Source organism: Ralstonia sp. VS2407 (assembly GCF_052950655.1).
Window position 1 is genome coordinate 227608 of the sequence record NZ_JBRFVG010000008.1, and the last position, 16104, is coordinate 243711.

The 16104-nt window shown below is 64.0% G+C and carries 17 protein-coding genes and 1 pseudogene; 14 read left to right on the forward strand and 4 right to left on the reverse strand.

Features of this window, described 5'->3' with window-relative positions:
* Position 1: 1 nt before the first annotated feature.
* The 6 genes from folE to ACU8YE_RS15610 are packed head-to-tail and all read left to right on the forward strand — an operon-like array spanning position 2 to position 5925.
* A complete protein-coding gene (gene folE, locus ACU8YE_RS15585) occupies positions 2 to 730 on the forward strand; it encodes a GTP cyclohydrolase I (RefSeq protein ID WP_232039240.1) in 729 nt (242 codons plus the stop codon).
* A gap of 28 nt (positions 731 to 758) precedes the next feature.
* On the forward strand, positions 759 to 2054 hold the full coding sequence (locus tag ACU8YE_RS15590) for an NAD(P)/FAD-dependent oxidoreductase (RefSeq protein WP_322018503.1): 1296 nt from the start codon (positions 759 to 761) through the stop codon (positions 2052 to 2054).
* Entirely contained in the window at positions 2051 to 2818 is a 768-nt protein-coding gene (locus ACU8YE_RS15595) for a DUF1365 domain-containing protein (protein WP_446929097.1), read from the forward strand. The genes ACU8YE_RS15590 and ACU8YE_RS15595 overlap by 4 nt, the downstream gene beginning before the upstream one ends.
* Entirely contained in the window at positions 2815 to 4014 is a 1200-nt protein-coding gene (locus tag ACU8YE_RS15600) for a cyclopropane-fatty-acyl-phospholipid synthase family protein (protein ID WP_316871620.1), read from the forward strand. Before ACU8YE_RS15595 ends, ACU8YE_RS15600 begins: the two co-directional genes overlap by 4 nt.
* A gap of 2 nt (positions 4015 to 4016) precedes the next feature.
* A complete protein-coding gene (locus ACU8YE_RS15605) occupies positions 4017 to 4793 on the forward strand; it encodes a DUF1295 domain-containing protein (protein ID WP_446929098.1) in 777 nt (258 codons plus the stop codon).
* A gap of 31 nt (positions 4794 to 4824) precedes the next feature.
* On the forward strand, positions 4825 to 5925 hold the full coding sequence (locus ACU8YE_RS15610; RefSeq protein ID WP_316871618.1) for an SAM-dependent methyltransferase: 1101 nt from the start codon (positions 4825 to 4827) through the stop codon (positions 5923 to 5925).
* Between the two features lie 23 nt (positions 5926 to 5948).
* On the opposite strand, the gene ACU8YE_RS15615 is transcribed toward ACU8YE_RS15610, so the two are convergent.
* Entirely contained in the window at positions 5949 to 6479 is a 531-nt protein-coding gene (locus tag ACU8YE_RS15615) for a DUF2878 domain-containing protein (protein ID WP_433868196.1), read from the reverse strand.
* On the opposite strand from ACU8YE_RS15615, the gene ACU8YE_RS15620 reads away from it, so the two are divergent.
* On the forward strand, positions 6468 to 7100 hold the full coding sequence (locus tag ACU8YE_RS15620; protein WP_232039247.1) for a lipocalin family protein: 633 nt from the start codon (positions 6468 to 6470) through the stop codon (positions 7098 to 7100). The genes ACU8YE_RS15615 and ACU8YE_RS15620 overlap by 12 nt on opposite strands.
* An 11-nt stretch (positions 7101 to 7111) precedes the next feature.
* On the opposite strand, the gene ACU8YE_RS15625 is transcribed toward ACU8YE_RS15620, so the two are convergent.
* Positions 7112 to 7591 (reverse strand): chalcone isomerase family protein, encoded by a 480-nt coding sequence (locus tag ACU8YE_RS15625; protein WP_260803145.1) that lies wholly within the window; start codon positions 7589 to 7591, stop codon positions 7112 to 7114.
* A gap of 410 nt (positions 7592 to 8001) precedes the next feature.
* Between ACU8YE_RS15625 and ACU8YE_RS15630 the strand changes: the two genes are divergently transcribed.
* The 3 genes from ACU8YE_RS15630 to ACU8YE_RS15640 all read left to right on the forward strand — a co-directional run bounded on the left by ACU8YE_RS15630 (position 8002) and on the right by ACU8YE_RS15640 (position 11199).
* The gene (locus ACU8YE_RS15630; protein WP_316871612.1) at positions 8002 to 8598 is read left to right on the forward strand and encodes a lipocalin family protein; all 597 of its coding nucleotides are present in this window, start codon (positions 8002 to 8004) and stop codon (positions 8596 to 8598) included.
* A gap of 77 nt (positions 8599 to 8675) precedes the next feature.
* On the forward strand, positions 8676 to 10217 hold the full coding sequence (locus ACU8YE_RS15635; RefSeq protein ID WP_446929099.1) for a cryptochrome/photolyase family protein: 1542 nt from the start codon (positions 8676 to 8678) through the stop codon (positions 10215 to 10217).
* A gap of 49 nt (positions 10218 to 10266) precedes the next feature.
* Positions 10267 to 11199 (forward strand): TIGR01777 family oxidoreductase, encoded by a 933-nt coding sequence (locus ACU8YE_RS15640; RefSeq protein WP_446929100.1) that lies wholly within the window; start codon positions 10267 to 10269, stop codon positions 11197 to 11199.
* Positions 11200 to 11260: 61 nt separating this feature from the next.
* Here the strand turns inward: ACU8YE_RS15640 and ACU8YE_RS15645 are convergent.
* Positions 11261 to 11467: pseudogene (locus ACU8YE_RS15645) on the reverse strand (carbonic anhydrase); the annotation flags it as partial.
* Between the two features lie 162 nt (positions 11468 to 11629).
* On the opposite strand from ACU8YE_RS15645, the gene ACU8YE_RS15650 reads away from it, so the two are divergent.
* From ACU8YE_RS15650 to ACU8YE_RS15665, 4 genes are all read left to right on the forward strand, one after another.
* Positions 11630 to 12490, forward strand: coding sequence for an alpha/beta hydrolase (locus tag ACU8YE_RS15650; protein ID WP_446929101.1), 861 nt, complete (start codon positions 11630 to 11632; stop codon positions 12488 to 12490).
* A gap of 184 nt (positions 12491 to 12674) precedes the next feature.
* The gene (locus ACU8YE_RS15655) at positions 12675 to 14225 is read left to right on the forward strand and encodes an FAD-binding domain-containing protein (protein WP_446929102.1); all 1551 of its coding nucleotides are present in this window, start codon (positions 12675 to 12677) and stop codon (positions 14223 to 14225) included.
* Between the two features lie 8 nt (positions 14226 to 14233).
* Positions 14234 to 14398 (forward strand): DUF2256 domain-containing protein, encoded by a 165-nt coding sequence (locus tag ACU8YE_RS15660; RefSeq protein WP_232039254.1) that lies wholly within the window; start codon positions 14234 to 14236, stop codon positions 14396 to 14398.
* Positions 14395 to 15702 (forward strand): DASH family cryptochrome, encoded by a 1308-nt coding sequence (locus ACU8YE_RS15665; RefSeq protein ID WP_373407679.1) that lies wholly within the window; start codon positions 14395 to 14397, stop codon positions 15700 to 15702. The genes ACU8YE_RS15660 and ACU8YE_RS15665 overlap by 4 nt, the downstream gene beginning before the upstream one ends.
* A 136-nt stretch (positions 15703 to 15838) precedes the next feature.
* On the opposite strand, the gene ACU8YE_RS15670 is transcribed toward ACU8YE_RS15665, so the two are convergent.
* Positions 15839 to 16104: 4Fe-4S dicluster domain-containing protein (locus ACU8YE_RS15670; RefSeq protein ID WP_446929103.1), on the reverse strand; the 266-nt coding region annotated here is incomplete at its 5' end.

A 16104-nucleotide genomic window follows, 5' to 3' on the forward strand; every position in this document is an offset into this window, starting at 1 on the left:
AATGAAACTGACTTTGGATCCGCCCGGGTTTGCCGGTGCGGCTGGCAGCGTGCCGCTTTCTGTCCGGATTCGTGAGCGGTTGATGAGCGCCGGCCACCGCTTTCACGCCAATGACAACATCGCGGCCTACCTGCGCGATGGTGAACTGGATCTCCTGCAGGCCGAGGTTGAGGAGCGCCTGCAAGCCGTGCTGCGTGCGCTGGTCATCGATGTCGAGCAAGACCACAACAGCCGGGAGACGGCTCGCCGCGTCGCCAAGATGTTCGTGCGCGAGGTATTTGCGGGGCGCTACGTCGAGGCTCCCGAAGTGACCGCGTTTCCGAATGCGGAGCGGCTCAACGAACTCATGGTGGTGGGGCCGTTGCGCGTGCGCAGCGCCTGCTCTCACCATCTGTGCCCGGTCATGGGGCGTGCGTGGGTTGGTGTCATGCCGCACAAAGACTCCCAGTTGATCGGGCTGTCCAAGTACGCCCGGCTGATCGACTGGGTCATGAGCCGCCCCCAGATCCAGGAAGAAGCCATCAAGCAGATTGCCGACTTGCTGGAAGACCGCATGGCGCCCGATGGCCTGGCGGTCGTGCTGGAGGCGGAACACTACTGCATGCACTGGCGCGGCACGAAGGACGACGGGTCGCGCATGGTGAGCAGCGTGATGCGCGGGGTGTTTCTGACCGATCCCAGCTTGCGGCGCGAGTTTCTTGCGCTGCTGCCCGGCCGCACCGGCGATTGAGCGCCAAGCCACCCTAAGAGGCATCGCCTTGAACATTCTTCAGTTTCCTGCAAAGCGCATTGCCGTGGTCGGCTCCGGCATCTCGGGGCTCGCGGCTGCGCATTTTCTTGCGAAGCGGCACGCCGTGACGCTGTTCGAGGCCGCCCCTCGGCTTGGCGGGCATACCAATACAGTCGATATTGAAGAAGGTGGGCAAGTCTTTGGCGTCGACACCGGCTTTCTGGTATTCAACGCGCGCACGTATCCCAACCTCATCGCGCTGTTTGACGAGCTTGGCGTTGCCCATTGCGAGAGCGACATGTCGTTCAGCGTGTCGGTTGACGGCGGGGCGCTGGAATGGGCCGGCACCAGCCTGAGTACGGTCTTTGCCCAGCCGCGCAACTTGGTGTCGGCGCGGTTTCTGTCGATGCTGGGCGACATCCTGCGCTTCAACCGGCAAGCCCACGCCAATCTGGCGGCGGCGCGCAACGAGCGCCACAGCCTGGGCGCGCTGCTTGCCGCCGGCCGCTATGGCGAGCCGTTCTGTGCGCATTACCTGTTGCCGATGGCGGCGGCAATCTGGTCCACGCCCAGCCGCGACATCCTGGCATTTCCGGCGGAAACCTTTCTGCGGTTTTGCCTGAACCACGGCTTGCTGCAGATTTTCAACCGGCCGCGTTGGCGCACCGTCAAAGGCGGGGCACGCAGCTATGTCCACACGATTGCGCGCGGGCTGGCAGACGTGCGCGTCGGCACGCCGGTACGCGGCATCCACCGTGCGGCGGACCACGTCGATGTGCGGACCGATTCCGGCAGCGAGCGCTATGACGCCGTTGTGCTTGCTACGCACGCGCCCCAGACGCTGCGTCTGCTCGACGATCCCACGGACGACGAGCGCGCCGTGCTGGGCGCCTTCCGTTATCAGCCCAACACTGCCTTCCTGCACCGCGATACCCGCCTGCTTCCGCGTCGGCGGCGCGTGTGGTCGGCGTGGAATTATCTCGATGCCTCGCGGGCGGGCACAACGGGCGCGGCGCCGTGCGTCAGCTATCTGCTGAACCAGTTGCAACCGCTGCCGGTGTCGACGCCGGTGGTCGTGACCTTGAATCCGTCCGAACCGCCCGCGCCCGAGCTGGAGTATCAGCGCTTCGAATATGAGCACCCGGTGTTCGATCAGCCGGCCATTGACGCGCAGGCCCGCTTGCCGGAGCTGCAAGGTCGCGGCCACACCTGGTTTGCAGGCGCCTGGACGGGGTACGGCTTCCATGAAGACGGGCTGAAGTCTGCCCTGCGCGTGGTGGCGGATTTTGGCTGCGCCCCCGCCTGGGCACAGGTGGCGCCATGAACGGCGACGCGCAGCTTCTCGTCGGTCAGGTCATGCACCGCCGCCTGCGGCCGGTGGCCAACCGCTTTGTCTACCCGGTGTTTGCCGTGCGCGTGAAGCTCTCGGCGCTGGGGCGACTGACGGGCGCGTGGTTTGGCGTGGACTGCTTGCGGCCGCTGTCGTTGCGCGTGCGTGACTATGGCCCGCGGGACGGCACGGATCTGCTCGCCTGGATACGTGGCGTGCTGAGCAGCGCGGGTTTGCCTGCCGATGGCGAGGTCTGGTTGCAGACCTTTCCGCGCATTGCCGGCTGGATGTTCAATCCCGTCTCGTTCTGGTATTGCCACGACGCGGCCGGCACGCTGCGCGCCGTGCTGGCTGAGGTCAACAACACCTTCGGGCAGCACCACCGTTACCTGCTGTGCGCGCAGGACGGCGGGGCCATCGACGCACAGACCGTGCTGACGTGCCGCAAGCAGTTGCATGTCTCGCCCTTCTGCAGGGTCGAGGGCGGTTATCGGTTCCGCTTTGCCGAGACGGCGGCAACCGCGCTGGTGCGCATCGATTACCACGACCACGACGGTCTCTTGCTGCATACCGCCATCGGCGGATGGCTGCAGCCGTTTGATGCGGCTCACCTGCGCCGTGCGTTGCTGCGGCAGCCGTTGCTTGCGCTGCAGGTTATCGGTCGCATCCATTGGCAGGCCCTGCGCTTGTGGGTCAAGGGCGTGCCGTTCTTTGGCCGTGGTGCCCACGACAGAACTTCTCCGGAGAATTCCCGATGACAGCCTCGCGCTCCCTGGCCTGGGTGCCGCCTCATGTTCCTGCGGCCGGCCGGCTGTTCCTGGCACTGGCCGGTCGGCTGCGGCACGGCTTCCTTCATCTTGTCACGCCCGACGGCGATGTGCAGATCGGCGATGCCGCGTCGCCGCTGTCGGCCGAGCTGCGCATTACCGACTGGCGCGCGTGCGGGCGCATCCTGCGCAGCGGCGATGTGGGGTTTGCCGAGGCCTATCGCGACGGATGGATCGACACGGGCAACCTCGCCACCCTGCTGCGCCTGGCCATCGTCAATGCCGCCACGCTTGATCAGGCGATCTTCGGTCATGCGCTGGCGCGTTCCGTCCTTCGCTTGCGCCACCTGCTGCGCAGGAACAGCCGTCGCGGCAGTCGCCGCAACATCCACTTGCATTACGACCTCGGCAACGATTTCTATCGGCTGTGGTTGGACGAAGGCATGGCATATTCGTCTGCATGGTTCAACGGCAACCTGCGGCAGGGGTTGGCAGACGCCCAGGCCGCCAAGTACCGGCGCGTGTGCGATCTGCTCAGGGTGGGGCCCGGCATGGATGTGCTGGAAATCGGCTGCGGATGGGGCGGCCTGATGGAAATGGCCTGCGCGCGCGGTGCCCATGTTCACGGCATCACGCTCTCGGAAGAACAGCGCCGCTACACGGCCGAGCGCCTGGCCGACGAGCCACGCGCCCGCGTTGAACTGCGCGACTACCGAGACCTGGACGGTGCTTACGATGCCATTGCCTCCATCGAGATGTTCGAGGCGGTAGGCGAATCTTATTGGTCGACCTACTTTCAGACGCTGGTGCGCTGCTTGCGCCATGGCGGGCGGGCCCTGGTGCAGAGCATCACCATCGACGAGGCGCACTTCGAGCGGTACCGCGCCGGCACCGATTTCATCCAGCAGTTCATCTTCCCGGGCGGCATGTTGCCCAGCCGCGAGCGCTTTATCAGGCTGGCGGAGCAGCACGGCTTGCGACTGGTCGACCGCCTCGACTTCGGCCGCGACTACGCAGAGACGCTGCGCCGCTGGAGCCAGCGTTTCGAAGCCCGGCTGGAATCTGCGCGTGCACTCGGATTCGACGAGCCCTTCATCCGCATCTGGCGCCTGTACTTCGCGTATTGCGAGGCCGGCTTTGACGAGGGCCGGATCGGCGTGTCGCAGTTTCTGCTGGAGCGGGGGTGACCATGTCGGCGATCGGCGTCGCACTCGTTGCGCTGGTGTTCCTGGTGGCCGTGTTCAGCGCCGTGTGGGCGTGGCAGTTGCGCAGTGGGAACGCCGGCATGGTCGACCCGGTCTGGGCGTTTTCGCTGGGCATGGTGGCATTGCTTTACGCGTGGTTGGGTGCGGGGTCGTTGCTCGCGCGCGTGTTGGTCGGGGTAGGCGGCGCAGTGTGGGGGGCGCGCCTTGGCTGGCACTTGTGGCGCCGCAATGCGGGCAAGCCGGAAGACGCGCGCTACCGGAAACTGCGCGAGGAGTGGGGCACTGCCGCACCGCGAAACATGTTTGGCTTCTTCCAATTGCAGGCGGCGGTATCGATGTTCCTGTCGATCGCGTTTGCCGTGCCGAGTTACCGGCCCGATGCACCGAGTGTGCTTGCCATGGCGGCCGCTGTGGCCCTGTGGCTGATGGCGGTAACCGGCGAAGCCCTGGCCGACAGGCAACTGCGCAGCTTTGCGGCGGACCCGGCAAACCGGGGCAAGACCTGCCGGGTGGGGCTGTGGCGCTATTCGCGGCACCCGAACTATTTCTTTGAATGCGTGCACTGGCTGGCCTACGTGCCGTTGGCGATCGGCACGCCGTGGGCATGGCTCACGCTGTTGCCGCCGGTGGCCATGGCATGGCTGCTTGTAAAGGTCTCGGGCGTTCCCATGCTCGAAGCCCATATGCGCGCCACGCGCGACGACTATGCCGAATACGCCCGCACAACGAGCGTGTTGATTCCCTGGCCGCCGCACCACTGATGTACAGACATACAGACCCAAGGAGCCTCACATGACTGCGCTGTCCACGCCGACCATACCGCCGCAGGCCGCGGCCGACGCCAGCGACGGCTGGCTCATCCAATGCTGCGAGCGCGGATGGCTGCCGGATGTGCTGGTGCGTGCCGGCATGCGCGCCCTGATGCGCCAGCGTTTGCAAGATGAAGGCCTTCATGACGGCGAACTGCGTTCACGGCGCTTCAACGCGCTACTGGATGAGTTGCACGGCAGCCCCATCGCAATTGAGACAGACGCGGCCAACACGCAGCACTATGAATTGCCACCCGCATTCTTCGAGGCCCATCTGGGGCCGCAGTTGAAGTATTCCTGCGCGCTATACCCGAGCGGCAATGAAACGCTGGCCGAGGCTGAAGAGGCCATGTTTGCCTGCTACGCCGAACGCGCTAGCCTGGCCGACGGGCAGTGCATTCTGGACCTGGGCTGCGGCTGGGGATCGCTGTCGTTGTGGATGGCCAAGCGCTATCCCAACGCACGCATTGTGGCGTTGTCCAATTCGCGCGGTCAGCGCAGTTGGATCGAGGCCCGGGCTGCCGAGCGCGGGCTGACGAACCTCAGCGTGCACACCGGAAACATCGTCGATTTCGATTTTGCAGACATGCCCGCGGGTGGCCGCTTTGACCGCGTCGTGTCGATCGAAATGTTCGAGCACATGAAGAACTACGGCCTGTTGCTGGGCAAGATTGCTCGCTGGATGCGACCGGATGCGGTGCTGTTCGTGCACATCTTTGCGCATCGCACGCTGGCGTATCACTTTCAGGTGCAGGACGGCACCGACTGGATGTCGAAGTACTTCTTCACCGGCGGCACCATGCCATCCGAAGCGCTGCTGCTGCATTTCCAGGAAGACCTGCGCGTGGCGCGGCAGTGGTGGGTCAGTGGCGCGCACTACGCGCGCACGGCGGACCATTGGCTGGCCAATCTTGACGCGGCCCGTGGCAGGTTGATGCCGGTGTTCGTGCAGACCTATGGCGAGCGCCAGGCCGCCGTGTGGTTTCAGCGGTGGCGCATGTTCTATCTGGCGGTGTCGACCTTGTTCGGCTATGCCGGCGGCAACGAGTGGGGCGTGGCGCATTACCGGTTCGTCAAGCGCTAGCTGAACGCCGGCCGCCGTGGCCGTCAGGGCAGGCTGCCGGTTCCGTCGCTGCGCTCGCCCATCCATACTAGGAGCGGCATCCATACCGCCCACCCGATGGCCAACACGCCCAGCGTGGCGGTCAGATCGGGAATGAGCGCCGCTCCAAGTGCCGCTCCCGCACGAAACGACAGCGGGCCGGCAATAGCACCCAGCGCCATGGCCAGCCACCACCTGCCGCGCAGCCAACGAAAGAGGACATTCACTTGGATCGCGAACAGCACCCACAGCGCCAGCAGCCAGGGCGGTACGAACCCGGCCCACACGGCCCCGTGCGGATAGACGATGACACCGGTGCGTATCAGCAGGGTTTCCCACGGCGCCGCGAGCACCACCACCCACATCACGAGCCGCAGTTCCTGGTATGGCCGGTGGGCTTGCCGCAGATGAAGCGCCAGCAGTACCGCGACAAAAACGATGCCGACCCACGCGGCATCGCGCGCGGCGCTCAGCACGCAGACAAACCAGCCGGCTTGTCCGGCTACCGTGTAGAGGAGAGCACGATGAGAACGCATCAAAGAGGCCACCGTTGGCTCACCCTGTCAGGTTGGGCACGTCGTTTGGCGGTATTCACGCTGGCCATCGCCAGTGCCGCCTGCTCCAGCCCACCCCCGAATCCCAACCCACGGGCTGCCGTGCCGCTGAAGACGGTACCGGTTGATCTGCCGCGCTACATGGGGCGCTGGTATGTCATCGCCAACATTCCGTACTTTGGTGAGCGCGGCAATGTCGGCAGCTATGCCGAATGGTCCCTGCGGCCCGATGGCCGTATTGACGACGCCTATGTCTACCGGCCGGGCAGTTTCGACGCCCCCTTCAAACGCATGCAGTTCGTTGATTCGGTGGTAGAGGGCAGCGGCGGTGGCGAGTGGCGCGTGCGTTTGTTCTGGCCGATCTACGTGTCGCAACTGACGCTGTATGTCGATCCGGAATACCGGGTGACGCTGCTCGGCTATCCAGACAAGAGCCTTGGCTGGGTGTTCTCGCGCGACCCCAACATGAGCGATGCCGACTATCGCGCAGCACTGAGCCGTTTCGACGCGATGGGATATGACATTTCGCGCTTCCGGCGTGTGCCGCAAGTGCCGAGCCAGATTGGGCAACCGGGCTTCCAATCGCCGGGAGATGCCAACTAGCCTTGCGTGCGTCAACGTGACTTGCCCAGAAGATGACGACGCAGGGACGGAGCGCGCGTGCCGGGTGCCAGCCAGATATCGAAGAAGGCACGCGCGAAGGCCGGATCGTCCACCTCGGTCGTCAATTGTCCATTGGCGTAGAAGCGTGCACCGCGCCCGGGCAAATACACGCCGCACAAGGTGTCGCCCGGCCTGACATCGGGGAAGGCGGGGGTCATTGCACGCTGCCATTGCGCGAGGGTGTCATCGGACGGGACGGGCGCCTGGAGTCTGCGGATCTCGTCGATGGCGGTCTCGATGAGGCGGCTGCGTTCGATCGCGCGCCGATACGTCACCTCCAAGGCAAAGGGCGCGTTATAGCTGGGCGGGAGTTCTGCGGTCCATAGTTGTGCATCGTAGAGGCAGAATCCGAAAAGGCACAGCGCGCCCTTGCCGGAGAGTTGCGGCGCGGGCACCGTGTCGCGGCAGTCGGCCCACGCTCCAACGCTCATGAGCGTGCAAAGCGTGAGGATCAGGGCTCGGACGGCGTAAATGCGTTGGGCTGGCATATCGCGAGGGCATGCTTACAGGTGGGTCAAGCGGCGGACTGTCGGCTTCCAAAGTCTACTGACGCAGCGTATGACACGGAAACGCTCGCACCAAGTTTTCTTGATGCAAATCCTGCTCACGATTGACATTGCTGAGCACCACAGGGATTGCGGCTGCGTGAGCTGGCATGCCAACTCAAAGCATGTTCATTGGCGGAAATGAGCCGCTTGTTCTGCTGCATTTCGTTGACGGGCAGCGCTGCGCAGCGTTTCATGTCACAAGTAGCGGCATTCACTCTAAGGGGACTCGAATGGCAGATGCGTTGACAACCGCATTTCAATTCGCGAAGCGCGCAGGGCTGCATGGCGGGGGCATGTTCAAGCAGATCGGCGTTGTTCTGCGGGCGGCAGCATTGTCCACAGTGCGTGCGCGCCTGCACTGGCTGGCTCCGCTGCTTGCAGGGGCATTCCTGGCAGGTTGTGCGCCAACCAGCCCGCCAGAAGGCATCACGGCCGTCACGCCGTTCGATCTTCAACGCTACCAGGGGCGCTGGTACGAGCAGGCCAGGCTCGATCATTCTTTTGAGCGAGGCTTGACCGATGTCTCGGCCACGTACCAGCCGCAGCCCGATGGCAGCGTTCGCGTGGTCAATCGTGGCTTTGACCCTGCCAAGGGTGAATGGCGTGAGGCGGTTGGCAAGGCGCTCTTCGTGGGCGACCACGATACCGGTTCGCTGAAGGTGTCGTTCTTCGGTCCGTTCTACGGCGGTTACCACGTGGCGGCACTCGATCCAGGCTATCGCTGGGCCCTGGTTGTCGGGCCGGACCGCAGCTACTGCTGGGTGCTGACACGCGACAAGCATCTCGACCCCGCACAGCGTGATGCGATCTTTGCGCGTGCCCGTGCGCTGGGCATTGATACGTCCGCGCTGATCTCCGTGTCACACGAGCGGCAGGATCCGTCTAAGTAGCGGCGAGGGCGCATGCACCACACCAAGAGCGAGCACGCAGCGCAAGACCGTGGCGCCATGTTCCGGCGGGCAATGACATGAACCAGAGCGCAAAGACGATCCGGCTGGTGCTGGGCGATCAGCTCAACCCGCAGCATTCGTGGTTTGCGCGTGTGGATCACGACGTGATCTACGTGCTGATGGAGGTGCGGCAAGAAACCGATTACGTGCTGCATCACGCGCAAAAGATCCTCGCCATCTTTGCAGCCATGCGCGATTTTGCACAAGGGCTGCGAGCCAGCGGCCACCGGGTGCGCTATGTGGCGATCGACGATGAAAGCAACCGCCAGTCCCTGACCGAGAATCTTGCCGCATTGGCCAGACACTACGGTGCCGAGCGCGTGGAGTGGCAATCCCCCGATGAGTGGCGCTTGGATGCGCAGTTGCGCGAATGGGCCCAAGCGCAGCCGCTATCCACGTGCGAAGTCGACACAGAACACTTCCTCACGGGCAGGCATGATCTGGCCACCATGTTTGCAGGCCGCAAGCAGTGGCTGATGGAGCGGTTCTATCGTGAGATGCGCCGCCGCTTCAACGTGCTGCTCGACGACACGGGCGGGCCGGAAAGCGGGCAATGGAATTTTGATCATGACAACCGCAAGCCATGGCGCGGCACGCCCCCCGAACCTGCCGACGCGCGCTCCGTACATGACCACCAGGCGTTGTGGCTCACGGTGGAGCGCTGCGGTGTGAAGTCGTTCGGAGACCCGCAGGCCGGAGAGTTTCGGTGGCCCGTAAACCGCACGGAAGCGCTGGCTTGCCTTGACGCATTTATCGAACAGACGCTGCCGCATTTTGGCGATTTTGAAGACGCCATGAGCAGCAGCCACCAGCGGCTATTCCACTCGTTGCTGTCGTTTTCTCTCAACGTGAAGATGCTGAATCCGCGCGAGGTGATCGCCCGCGCGGAGGCAGCGTATCGGCATGGCAGGGCGCCGTTGCCTGCAGTTGAGGGGTTCGTTCGCCAGATACTGGGCTGGAGGGAATATGTACGCGGCATCTATTGGGCGCAGATGCCCGGATACGCGTCGTGCAACGTGCTGAATCATGATGCGCCGTTGCCATCATGGTTCTGGAGCGGAAAGACCCAGATGCGCTGCCTGCAACTGGCGATTGGCCAGTCGCTGCAAACGGCCCACGCCCATCACATTCAGCGCCTCATGGTGATCGGCAACTTCGCCTTGCTGGCGGGGCTCTCACCCGACGAGGTCCACCGCTGGTACCTCGGCGTGTACATCGACGCATTCGAATGGGTGGAGCTGCCGAATACGGTGGGAATGAGCCAGTGGGCAGACGGCGGACGCATTGCCACCAAGCCGTATGTCAGCAGTGCCGCTTACCTTTCGCGCATGAGCGACTACTGCAAGGGCTGCCACTACGACAGCAAGCAGCGTGTCGGAGAGCGCGCCTGCCCTTACAACGCGTTGTACTGGGATTTCTTCGCACGCCATATTGACGTGTTCGGCCGCAATCCGCGCCTGTCCATGGTGTATCGGCAACTCGCCAAGATGGAAGCCGAGGAGCGCGATGCCCTGCGCACGCGTGCAGCCCAAGTGCGAGCGCGGCTCGAAACGTTATGACGGATGCGACGGCCTGCGCGGCGCAACTGCAACCAGGAGACCAACCATCGTGCGCATCTTGTTGACTGGCGGCACCGGATTGATCGGGCGTGCGCTTTGCCGCCAGTGGCGTGCGCAGGGCCACGATCTGGTTGTCTGGAGCCGCTCGCCTGAACGGGTAGCTCGGTTGTGTGCGGGTGCACACGGTGTGGCAACGCTGCGTGAGCTGGGTGGCGCCCCGCCGTTTGATGCGGTCATCAATCTGGCCGGCGCACCGATTGCCGATCGCCCATGGACGGTTCAGCGGCGGAAGGTTCTATGGCGCAGCCGGGTCGACCTGACACGGGAGCTCGTGGATTGGCTGAGCCGTTGCGAGCAACGGCCTCGCGTGCTTATTTCCGGATCCGCCACCGGTTGGTATGGAGATCGAGGGCAGGCGCCCCTGGATGAAGACAGCCACCCGGGCGAACACGACTTTGGCAGTCAACTCTGCGTCGCATGGGAAGACGAAGCCCGCCGCGCGGAGGGGCTGGGTATGCGCGTCGTATTTCTGCGCACGGCGCCCGTGCTGGCGCGTCACGGCGGCATGTTGCCCAGGCTGCGTCTGCCGTTCAGCATGGGACTCGGCGGACGGCTCGGCAGTGGCCAGCAGTGGATGCCGTGGATCCATCTTGACGACGTGGTCGGCCTGATCGATTTCCTCTTGCATCGCACCGATTGCCGCGGCGCCTTCAATGCATGTGCGCCGCATCTTGTCAGAAATGCGGACTTTGCCGGCACGCTGGCGACTACGCTGCGCCGGCCGATGCTCTTGTCTGTTCCTGCGTGGACATTGCGGATGGCGCTGGGCGAGATGTCAGTGTTGCTGCTGGGCAGCCAGCACTTGCAACCCAAGAAAGCGATGGAAGCCGGCTATCGATTTCGCTTTCCGCATCTGGAAGCGGCATTGGGTTGCCTGTTGGGGCGCGAGAAACATCCCGCTACCCGGCGCCCCGCAGAATGACCTGCAGAGGAGGGCATTGCGCCCGCAGCGCATAGCCGGCTACCGACCCGAGCCCGAAAGCTCTGGGCTGTCTTCGTCGGGGGATGGGGGATTCGGCCAACCCCGCAAAGCGGCGTGTTGCGCCAACGAGCGCATCGATGCCGCCCGTTTCGATGTCATACACCCCGCCGTACAGATTCATACGGCCCTGTTCGAGCTTCAGTGCCACAGATGGGTGCGTGCGCAGGTTGGCTGGCTGTGCGATCACGTTTTCGCGAACCATCCTGGACATTGCATCCAACGCGCACGGGTGTGCGTATATTTTCCAGCGCTCTGTCTTGAACTCAACCTGTATGTGCCTGCACTTGATTCATATCTCATCGAGCATGGGCGGCGTTGACCGCTCCCCGTGCGTTTGCCCGGCATTTTTTTGGCTGCAAGGAGGAAGTCGATGCGTGGCGTAACCCGCCGAGCATGGATGGCAACTGCGTTGGCGAGCCTCGCAGGATGTTCCGCCCTGGACGTGCTCAACGCAGTGACCAAGTCCGACGCAAGCGTGCCGACGCTGGGTCTGGCCTATGGTCCACACCCGCGTCAGAGATTGGATATCTATCGACCCGTCCGGCCGATGGAAGGGCCGCCCCGTGCGGTTGTGTTCTTCTACGGCGGGTCGTGGCGCGAGGGAGACCGCAAGGACTACGCATTCGTGGGTGAAGCATTGGCCGCAACTGGGGCGTTTGCGATGGTTGCCGACTACCGGCTGTATCCGGAAGTGCGCTACCCCGACTTCCTGCTGGACTGCGCAGCCGCCACGGCTTTCGCGCGGCGGTGGCTGGATCGGCAGGGCCATGCCGGCTCGCGCTTGTTCGTCGCCGGGCATAGCGCGGGCGCCTACAACGCTGCGATGGTGGCGACCGATGGTCGCTGGCTCGAAGCGCAGGGTCTGCGCATCGAAACGCTATCGGGCTGGATCGGTATGGCCGGCCCCTACAACTTCCTTCCGATTCAAGCAACCGATGTGTTGCCCGTGTTCAATCATCCGAACGAAACAGCGGATAGCCAGCCGCTGTTCCATGTAAGCCAGGGGTGGCTCCCTCCAGCTTTGCTGCTCACTGGGGAGCACGATGCGTACGTTGATGTCCGGCGAAATACGTTCTCGCTTGCCGAACGCCTGATGCAGTATCGGCACCCGGTGGAACTCAAGGTCTACCCGCAGCTGGACCATAAGACACTCGTGGCCGCGCTGGCTTCGCCGCTGCAGTTTCTGGGGCCTGTGCTGTCAGATATGGCGCGCTTCGTGGCCACTGCCTGAGCGCGCGCGGCGCAGCTGCACATGATTAGGCGCGAAATGCATCTTCAACGGTGTGCCCCGCTGATTGAATCGGGGATGCGTTGAAAATTCGCGCCCGGCCGGCTATGTCACATGTTGATTGCGGGCCCGTCATCCATATACTCGGTCGGGCCGATCAAGCTGCGCTGTCAGTTGCCGAAGATCAATGAACTACACCGTCGTCTGGTTCAAGCGTGACTTGCGGGTGCACGACCATGCCCCGCTTGTCCATGCCGCCCGCCAGGGAAAGGTCCTGTGTCTGTACGTCATCGAGCCCAGCCTTTGGGCTCAGCCGGACGCCGCATCGCAGCACTATTTCTTTATCCAGGAATGTTTGCGGGATCTCTCGCAACAGTTGCGTGCGTGCGGCGCACGGTTGCAGGTGGCCGTGGGCGAAGTGACAGAAGTGTTGGCGCGGCTGCATGCAGCGGCGCCTTTCAGCCACCTGGTGTCTCACGAAGAGGCGGGCAATGGTCATACATTCGCGCGCGACAAAGCCGTCGCCCGTTGGTGCCTTGATCACGGTGTTAACTGGCGCGAGTGGCCCCAGCATGGGGTGGTGCGGCGCCTGCCGACCCGGGACGTCTGGCACGACCGCTGGGCCGAACACATGTACGCGCCGCGCGTGGCCGCGCCCGAAGCGGGCAGCTTGAGTGATGTTGCCCTGCCATGGAAGACGATGGATTGGCCTGGGTGCGAGGCTCTTGGCTTGGATGCCTCTTCGCCACCGCGTCGCCAGCGCGGCGGACGAGCGCGCGGCGCAGAGGTACTGCGCGAATTCCTGTCCGAGCGAAGCCGCCACTATCGAGGCGGCATCTCCTCACCTTTGACGGCGCCAAGCGCTTGCTCGCGACTTTCCCCTTACTTGGCATACGGATGCCTGAGCATGCGTGAAGTGGTGCAGGGCACCGAGCAACGCCTGCTCCAGCTCAAGGGCAACGCAGACGACGATGCGGTGTGGCAGCGTAAGGGGTTGTCTGCGTTTGTCAGTCGCCTGCATTGGCATTGCCACTTCATCCAGAAACTGGAATCTGAACCCGCCATCGAGTTCCGCAATCTTCACCGTGGCTACGACGGCCTGCGTGAAGCGGGATGGAACGCGGCGCACTTTGCTGCGCTGGTCGCTGGGCGCACCGGCTGGCCGATGGTGGATGCCTGTGTGGCCATGCTGAGAGAAACCGGTTGGATCAACTTTCGCATGCGGGCCATGCTTGTCTCCGTTGCTTCCTACCCGTTATGGCTGCACTGGCGGCCGGTGGGCCTTTGGCTAGCCCGGCAGTTCATCGATTACGAGCCGGGAATCCACTGGAGCCAGATGCAGATGCAAGCCGGCACCACCGGCATCAACACCACGCGGGTCTACAACCCCATCAAACAAGCGCAGGATCAAGACCCCCATGGCCGTTTTGTCAGGCGCTGGCTGCCAGCGCTGCGTCGCGTGCCCGATGCATGGCTCCTGCAGCCGTGGCGTATGCCCCCCGATGTGCAGGCCCGCTGTGGCGTGCGGGTTGGGGAGGACATCCCCGTTCCGCTGGTCGATCTTGAGGCGGCTACGCGGCAGGCCAAGACGCGCGTGTATGCGCTGCGCGCCCGGCCGGAGGTTCGGGCCGCTAATGACGTTATCGTGAAGAGGCACGCCTCCCGCTCGCGCCGGGACCGTGTTGACACCCCCCGCGGGAAAGGGGCCACGTACTCGCAGCTCAGTCTCGACTTTTGAATCCGTCGATGCACAAGAAGCTGAATCTGCCGAGCAAGCACTGCGTGCACTGCGGCTTGCCGTTCACGTGGCGCAAGAAGTGGGCAAGGGACTGGGATGCGGTCAAGTACTGCTCCGAGCGTTGCCGCAAAGACGCCAAGCAAGGCAAGGCACGCGATGGAGAAGCGCGTTGAGTACCGTCCTGTTCTGGTTTCGCAACGATCTACGGCTGCATGATCAGCGGGCACTGCGTGCAGCGTGCGAGAGCGGGGCCGGGCACCTCGTACCGGTGTACTGCCATGCCGACTACGACGAGCCGACGGCCTGGGGTTTCGCACGCGTGGGCGTGCACCGTCGGGCCGTGCTTGCGGCAGCTGTCCGGGATCTGAGGCGCCAGTTGGCCGATCTCGGCAACCCCCTGGTCGAGTGCTGCGGCCCGCCAGGAAAGGTCCTGCCCGCATTGGCGCGTGCTATGGGTGCCACGGCTGTGTTTTGCGAAGACATCGCCGCACCATACGAGCAGGCGGAAGTGGCCGAACTGCGAAGTGCGGGACTGCATGTGCACACCGTCTGGCAGAGCAGTCTGATTGATCCGCTTGGCCTGCCTTGGCCCGTTCAATCGCTGCCGCGAGTGTTTACAACGTTCAGGCAAGCGATCGAGCAAGCGCGGATCGAACCGTCGCAGCCTCTGCCTCCGCCGGCCTACCTTCCGCCACAGCCGCCTGGTCTCGTCTTTCCGCCTGGCCTGGTGCGTGTGCCTGCTTCCGATGCAGCCGAAGTGTCGGCGGCGGATTCGCGCTCGTCGTTTCCGTATGGCAGGCCGGAGTTTGATGGAGGTGAGAGGGCGGGCCTTCAGCACCTTGCCAATTACCTGCAGCGCAAGCTGCCTCATACGTACAAGCGCACACGCAACGCCTTGGCGGGGCTGGACTTCTCAAGCAAGTGGTCTGTGTGGCTGGCCAGCGGCGCGTTGTCGCCGCGGCGCGTGGTGGCGGAGCTGCGGCAGTTCGAACAGTTGCACGGCAAGAGTGACGGCAGCTATTGGCTGTGGTTCGAGTTGCTATGGCGAGACTACTTTCGCTTCCTGCATCTTCAGCATGGCGCGCGACTCTACCGCGCACGCGGGCTCTCCGATCAACCGCAGCATGCCGGGCGCCTCGATGCCCAGGGTTTCGAGCGCTGGCGTCGGGCGTCGACCGGGGAACCGCTTGTCGATGCTGCGATGCGCGAACTTGAGGCCACCGGGTACCTTAGCAACAGGCTCAGGCAGGTGGTCGCCAGCTACCTCGTGCATGACCTGAACGGCGACTGGCGCGCAGGTGCCGCGTGGTTCGAATCGCAACTCGTGGACTACGACGTCTACAGCAATCAGGGCAATTGGTTGTATATCGCGGGGCGCGGCACAGACCCACGTGGCGGCAGGCGATTCAACACCCGGAAGCAAGCCTCCGAGTACGACCCCGAAGGGGCTTATCTGCGCCTATGGGCGGCGCGATAGTTCTCCCGCTAGCTGCCGCCGGAGGGCGGCTGAACGGCGCGCCGGAAAAAGGCTGAAGGCAACTTGGGCGCCGTGGCGCTTGTGCGCGAGCACTGGTGTTTGTGAGTGGCTCAGATGAGTCTGAACCACTGCGCTCTCACACCGCGCGGCGCACCATCAATTCCTTGATCTTGCCGATGGCCTTGGTCGGGTTCAGACCCTTCGGGCACACATCGACGCAGTTCATGATCGTGTGGCAGCGGAAGAGGCGATACGGATCTTCCAGGTTGTCCAGACGCTCGCTGGTGGCCTGATCGCGGCTGTCGGCGATGAAACGATACGCCTGCAGCAGACCGGCGGGGCCAACGAACTTGTCCGGGTTCCACCAGAACGACGGGCACGACGTCGAGCAGCTCGCGCACA

Coding starts and splice junctions, on each gene's coding strand:
- folE (WP_232039240.1), top strand. CDS start 2: ATGAAACTGACTTTGGATCCGCCCGGGTTTGCCGGTGCGGCTGGCAGC.
- ACU8YE_RS15595 (WP_446929097.1), top strand. CDS start 2,051: ATGAACGGCGACGCGCAGCTTCTCGTCGGTCAGGTCATGCACCGCCGC.
- ACU8YE_RS15600 (WP_316871620.1), top strand. CDS start 2,815: ATGACAGCCTCGCGCTCCCTGGCCTGGGTGCCGCCTCATGTTCCTGCG.
- ACU8YE_RS15605 (WP_446929098.1), top strand. CDS start 4,017: ATGTCGGCGATCGGCGTCGCACTCGTTGCGCTGGTGTTCCTGGTGGCC.
- ACU8YE_RS15610 (WP_316871618.1), top strand. CDS start 4,825: ATGACTGCGCTGTCCACGCCGACCATACCGCCGCAGGCCGCGGCCGAC.
- ACU8YE_RS15620 (WP_232039247.1), top strand. CDS start 6,468: ATGAGAACGCATCAAAGAGGCCACCGTTGGCTCACCCTGTCAGGTTGG.
- ACU8YE_RS15615 (WP_433868196.1), bottom strand. CDS start 6,479: ATGCGTTCTCATCGTGCTCTCCTCTACACGGTAGCCGGACAAGCCGGC.
- ACU8YE_RS15625 (WP_260803145.1), bottom strand. CDS start 7,591: ATGAGCGTTGGAGCGTGGGCCGACTGCCGCGACACGGTGCCCGCGCCG.
- ACU8YE_RS15630 (WP_316871612.1), top strand. CDS start 8,002: ATGTTCAAGCAGATCGGCGTTGTTCTGCGGGCGGCAGCATTGTCCACA.
- ACU8YE_RS15635 (WP_446929099.1), top strand. CDS start 8,676: ATGAACCAGAGCGCAAAGACGATCCGGCTGGTGCTGGGCGATCAGCTC.
- ACU8YE_RS15650 (WP_446929101.1), top strand. CDS start 11,630: ATGCGTGGCGTAACCCGCCGAGCATGGATGGCAACTGCGTTGGCGAGC.
- ACU8YE_RS15655 (WP_446929102.1), top strand. CDS start 12,675: ATGAACTACACCGTCGTCTGGTTCAAGCGTGACTTGCGGGTGCACGAC.
- ACU8YE_RS15660 (WP_232039254.1), top strand. CDS start 14,234: ATGCACAAGAAGCTGAATCTGCCGAGCAAGCACTGCGTGCACTGCGGC.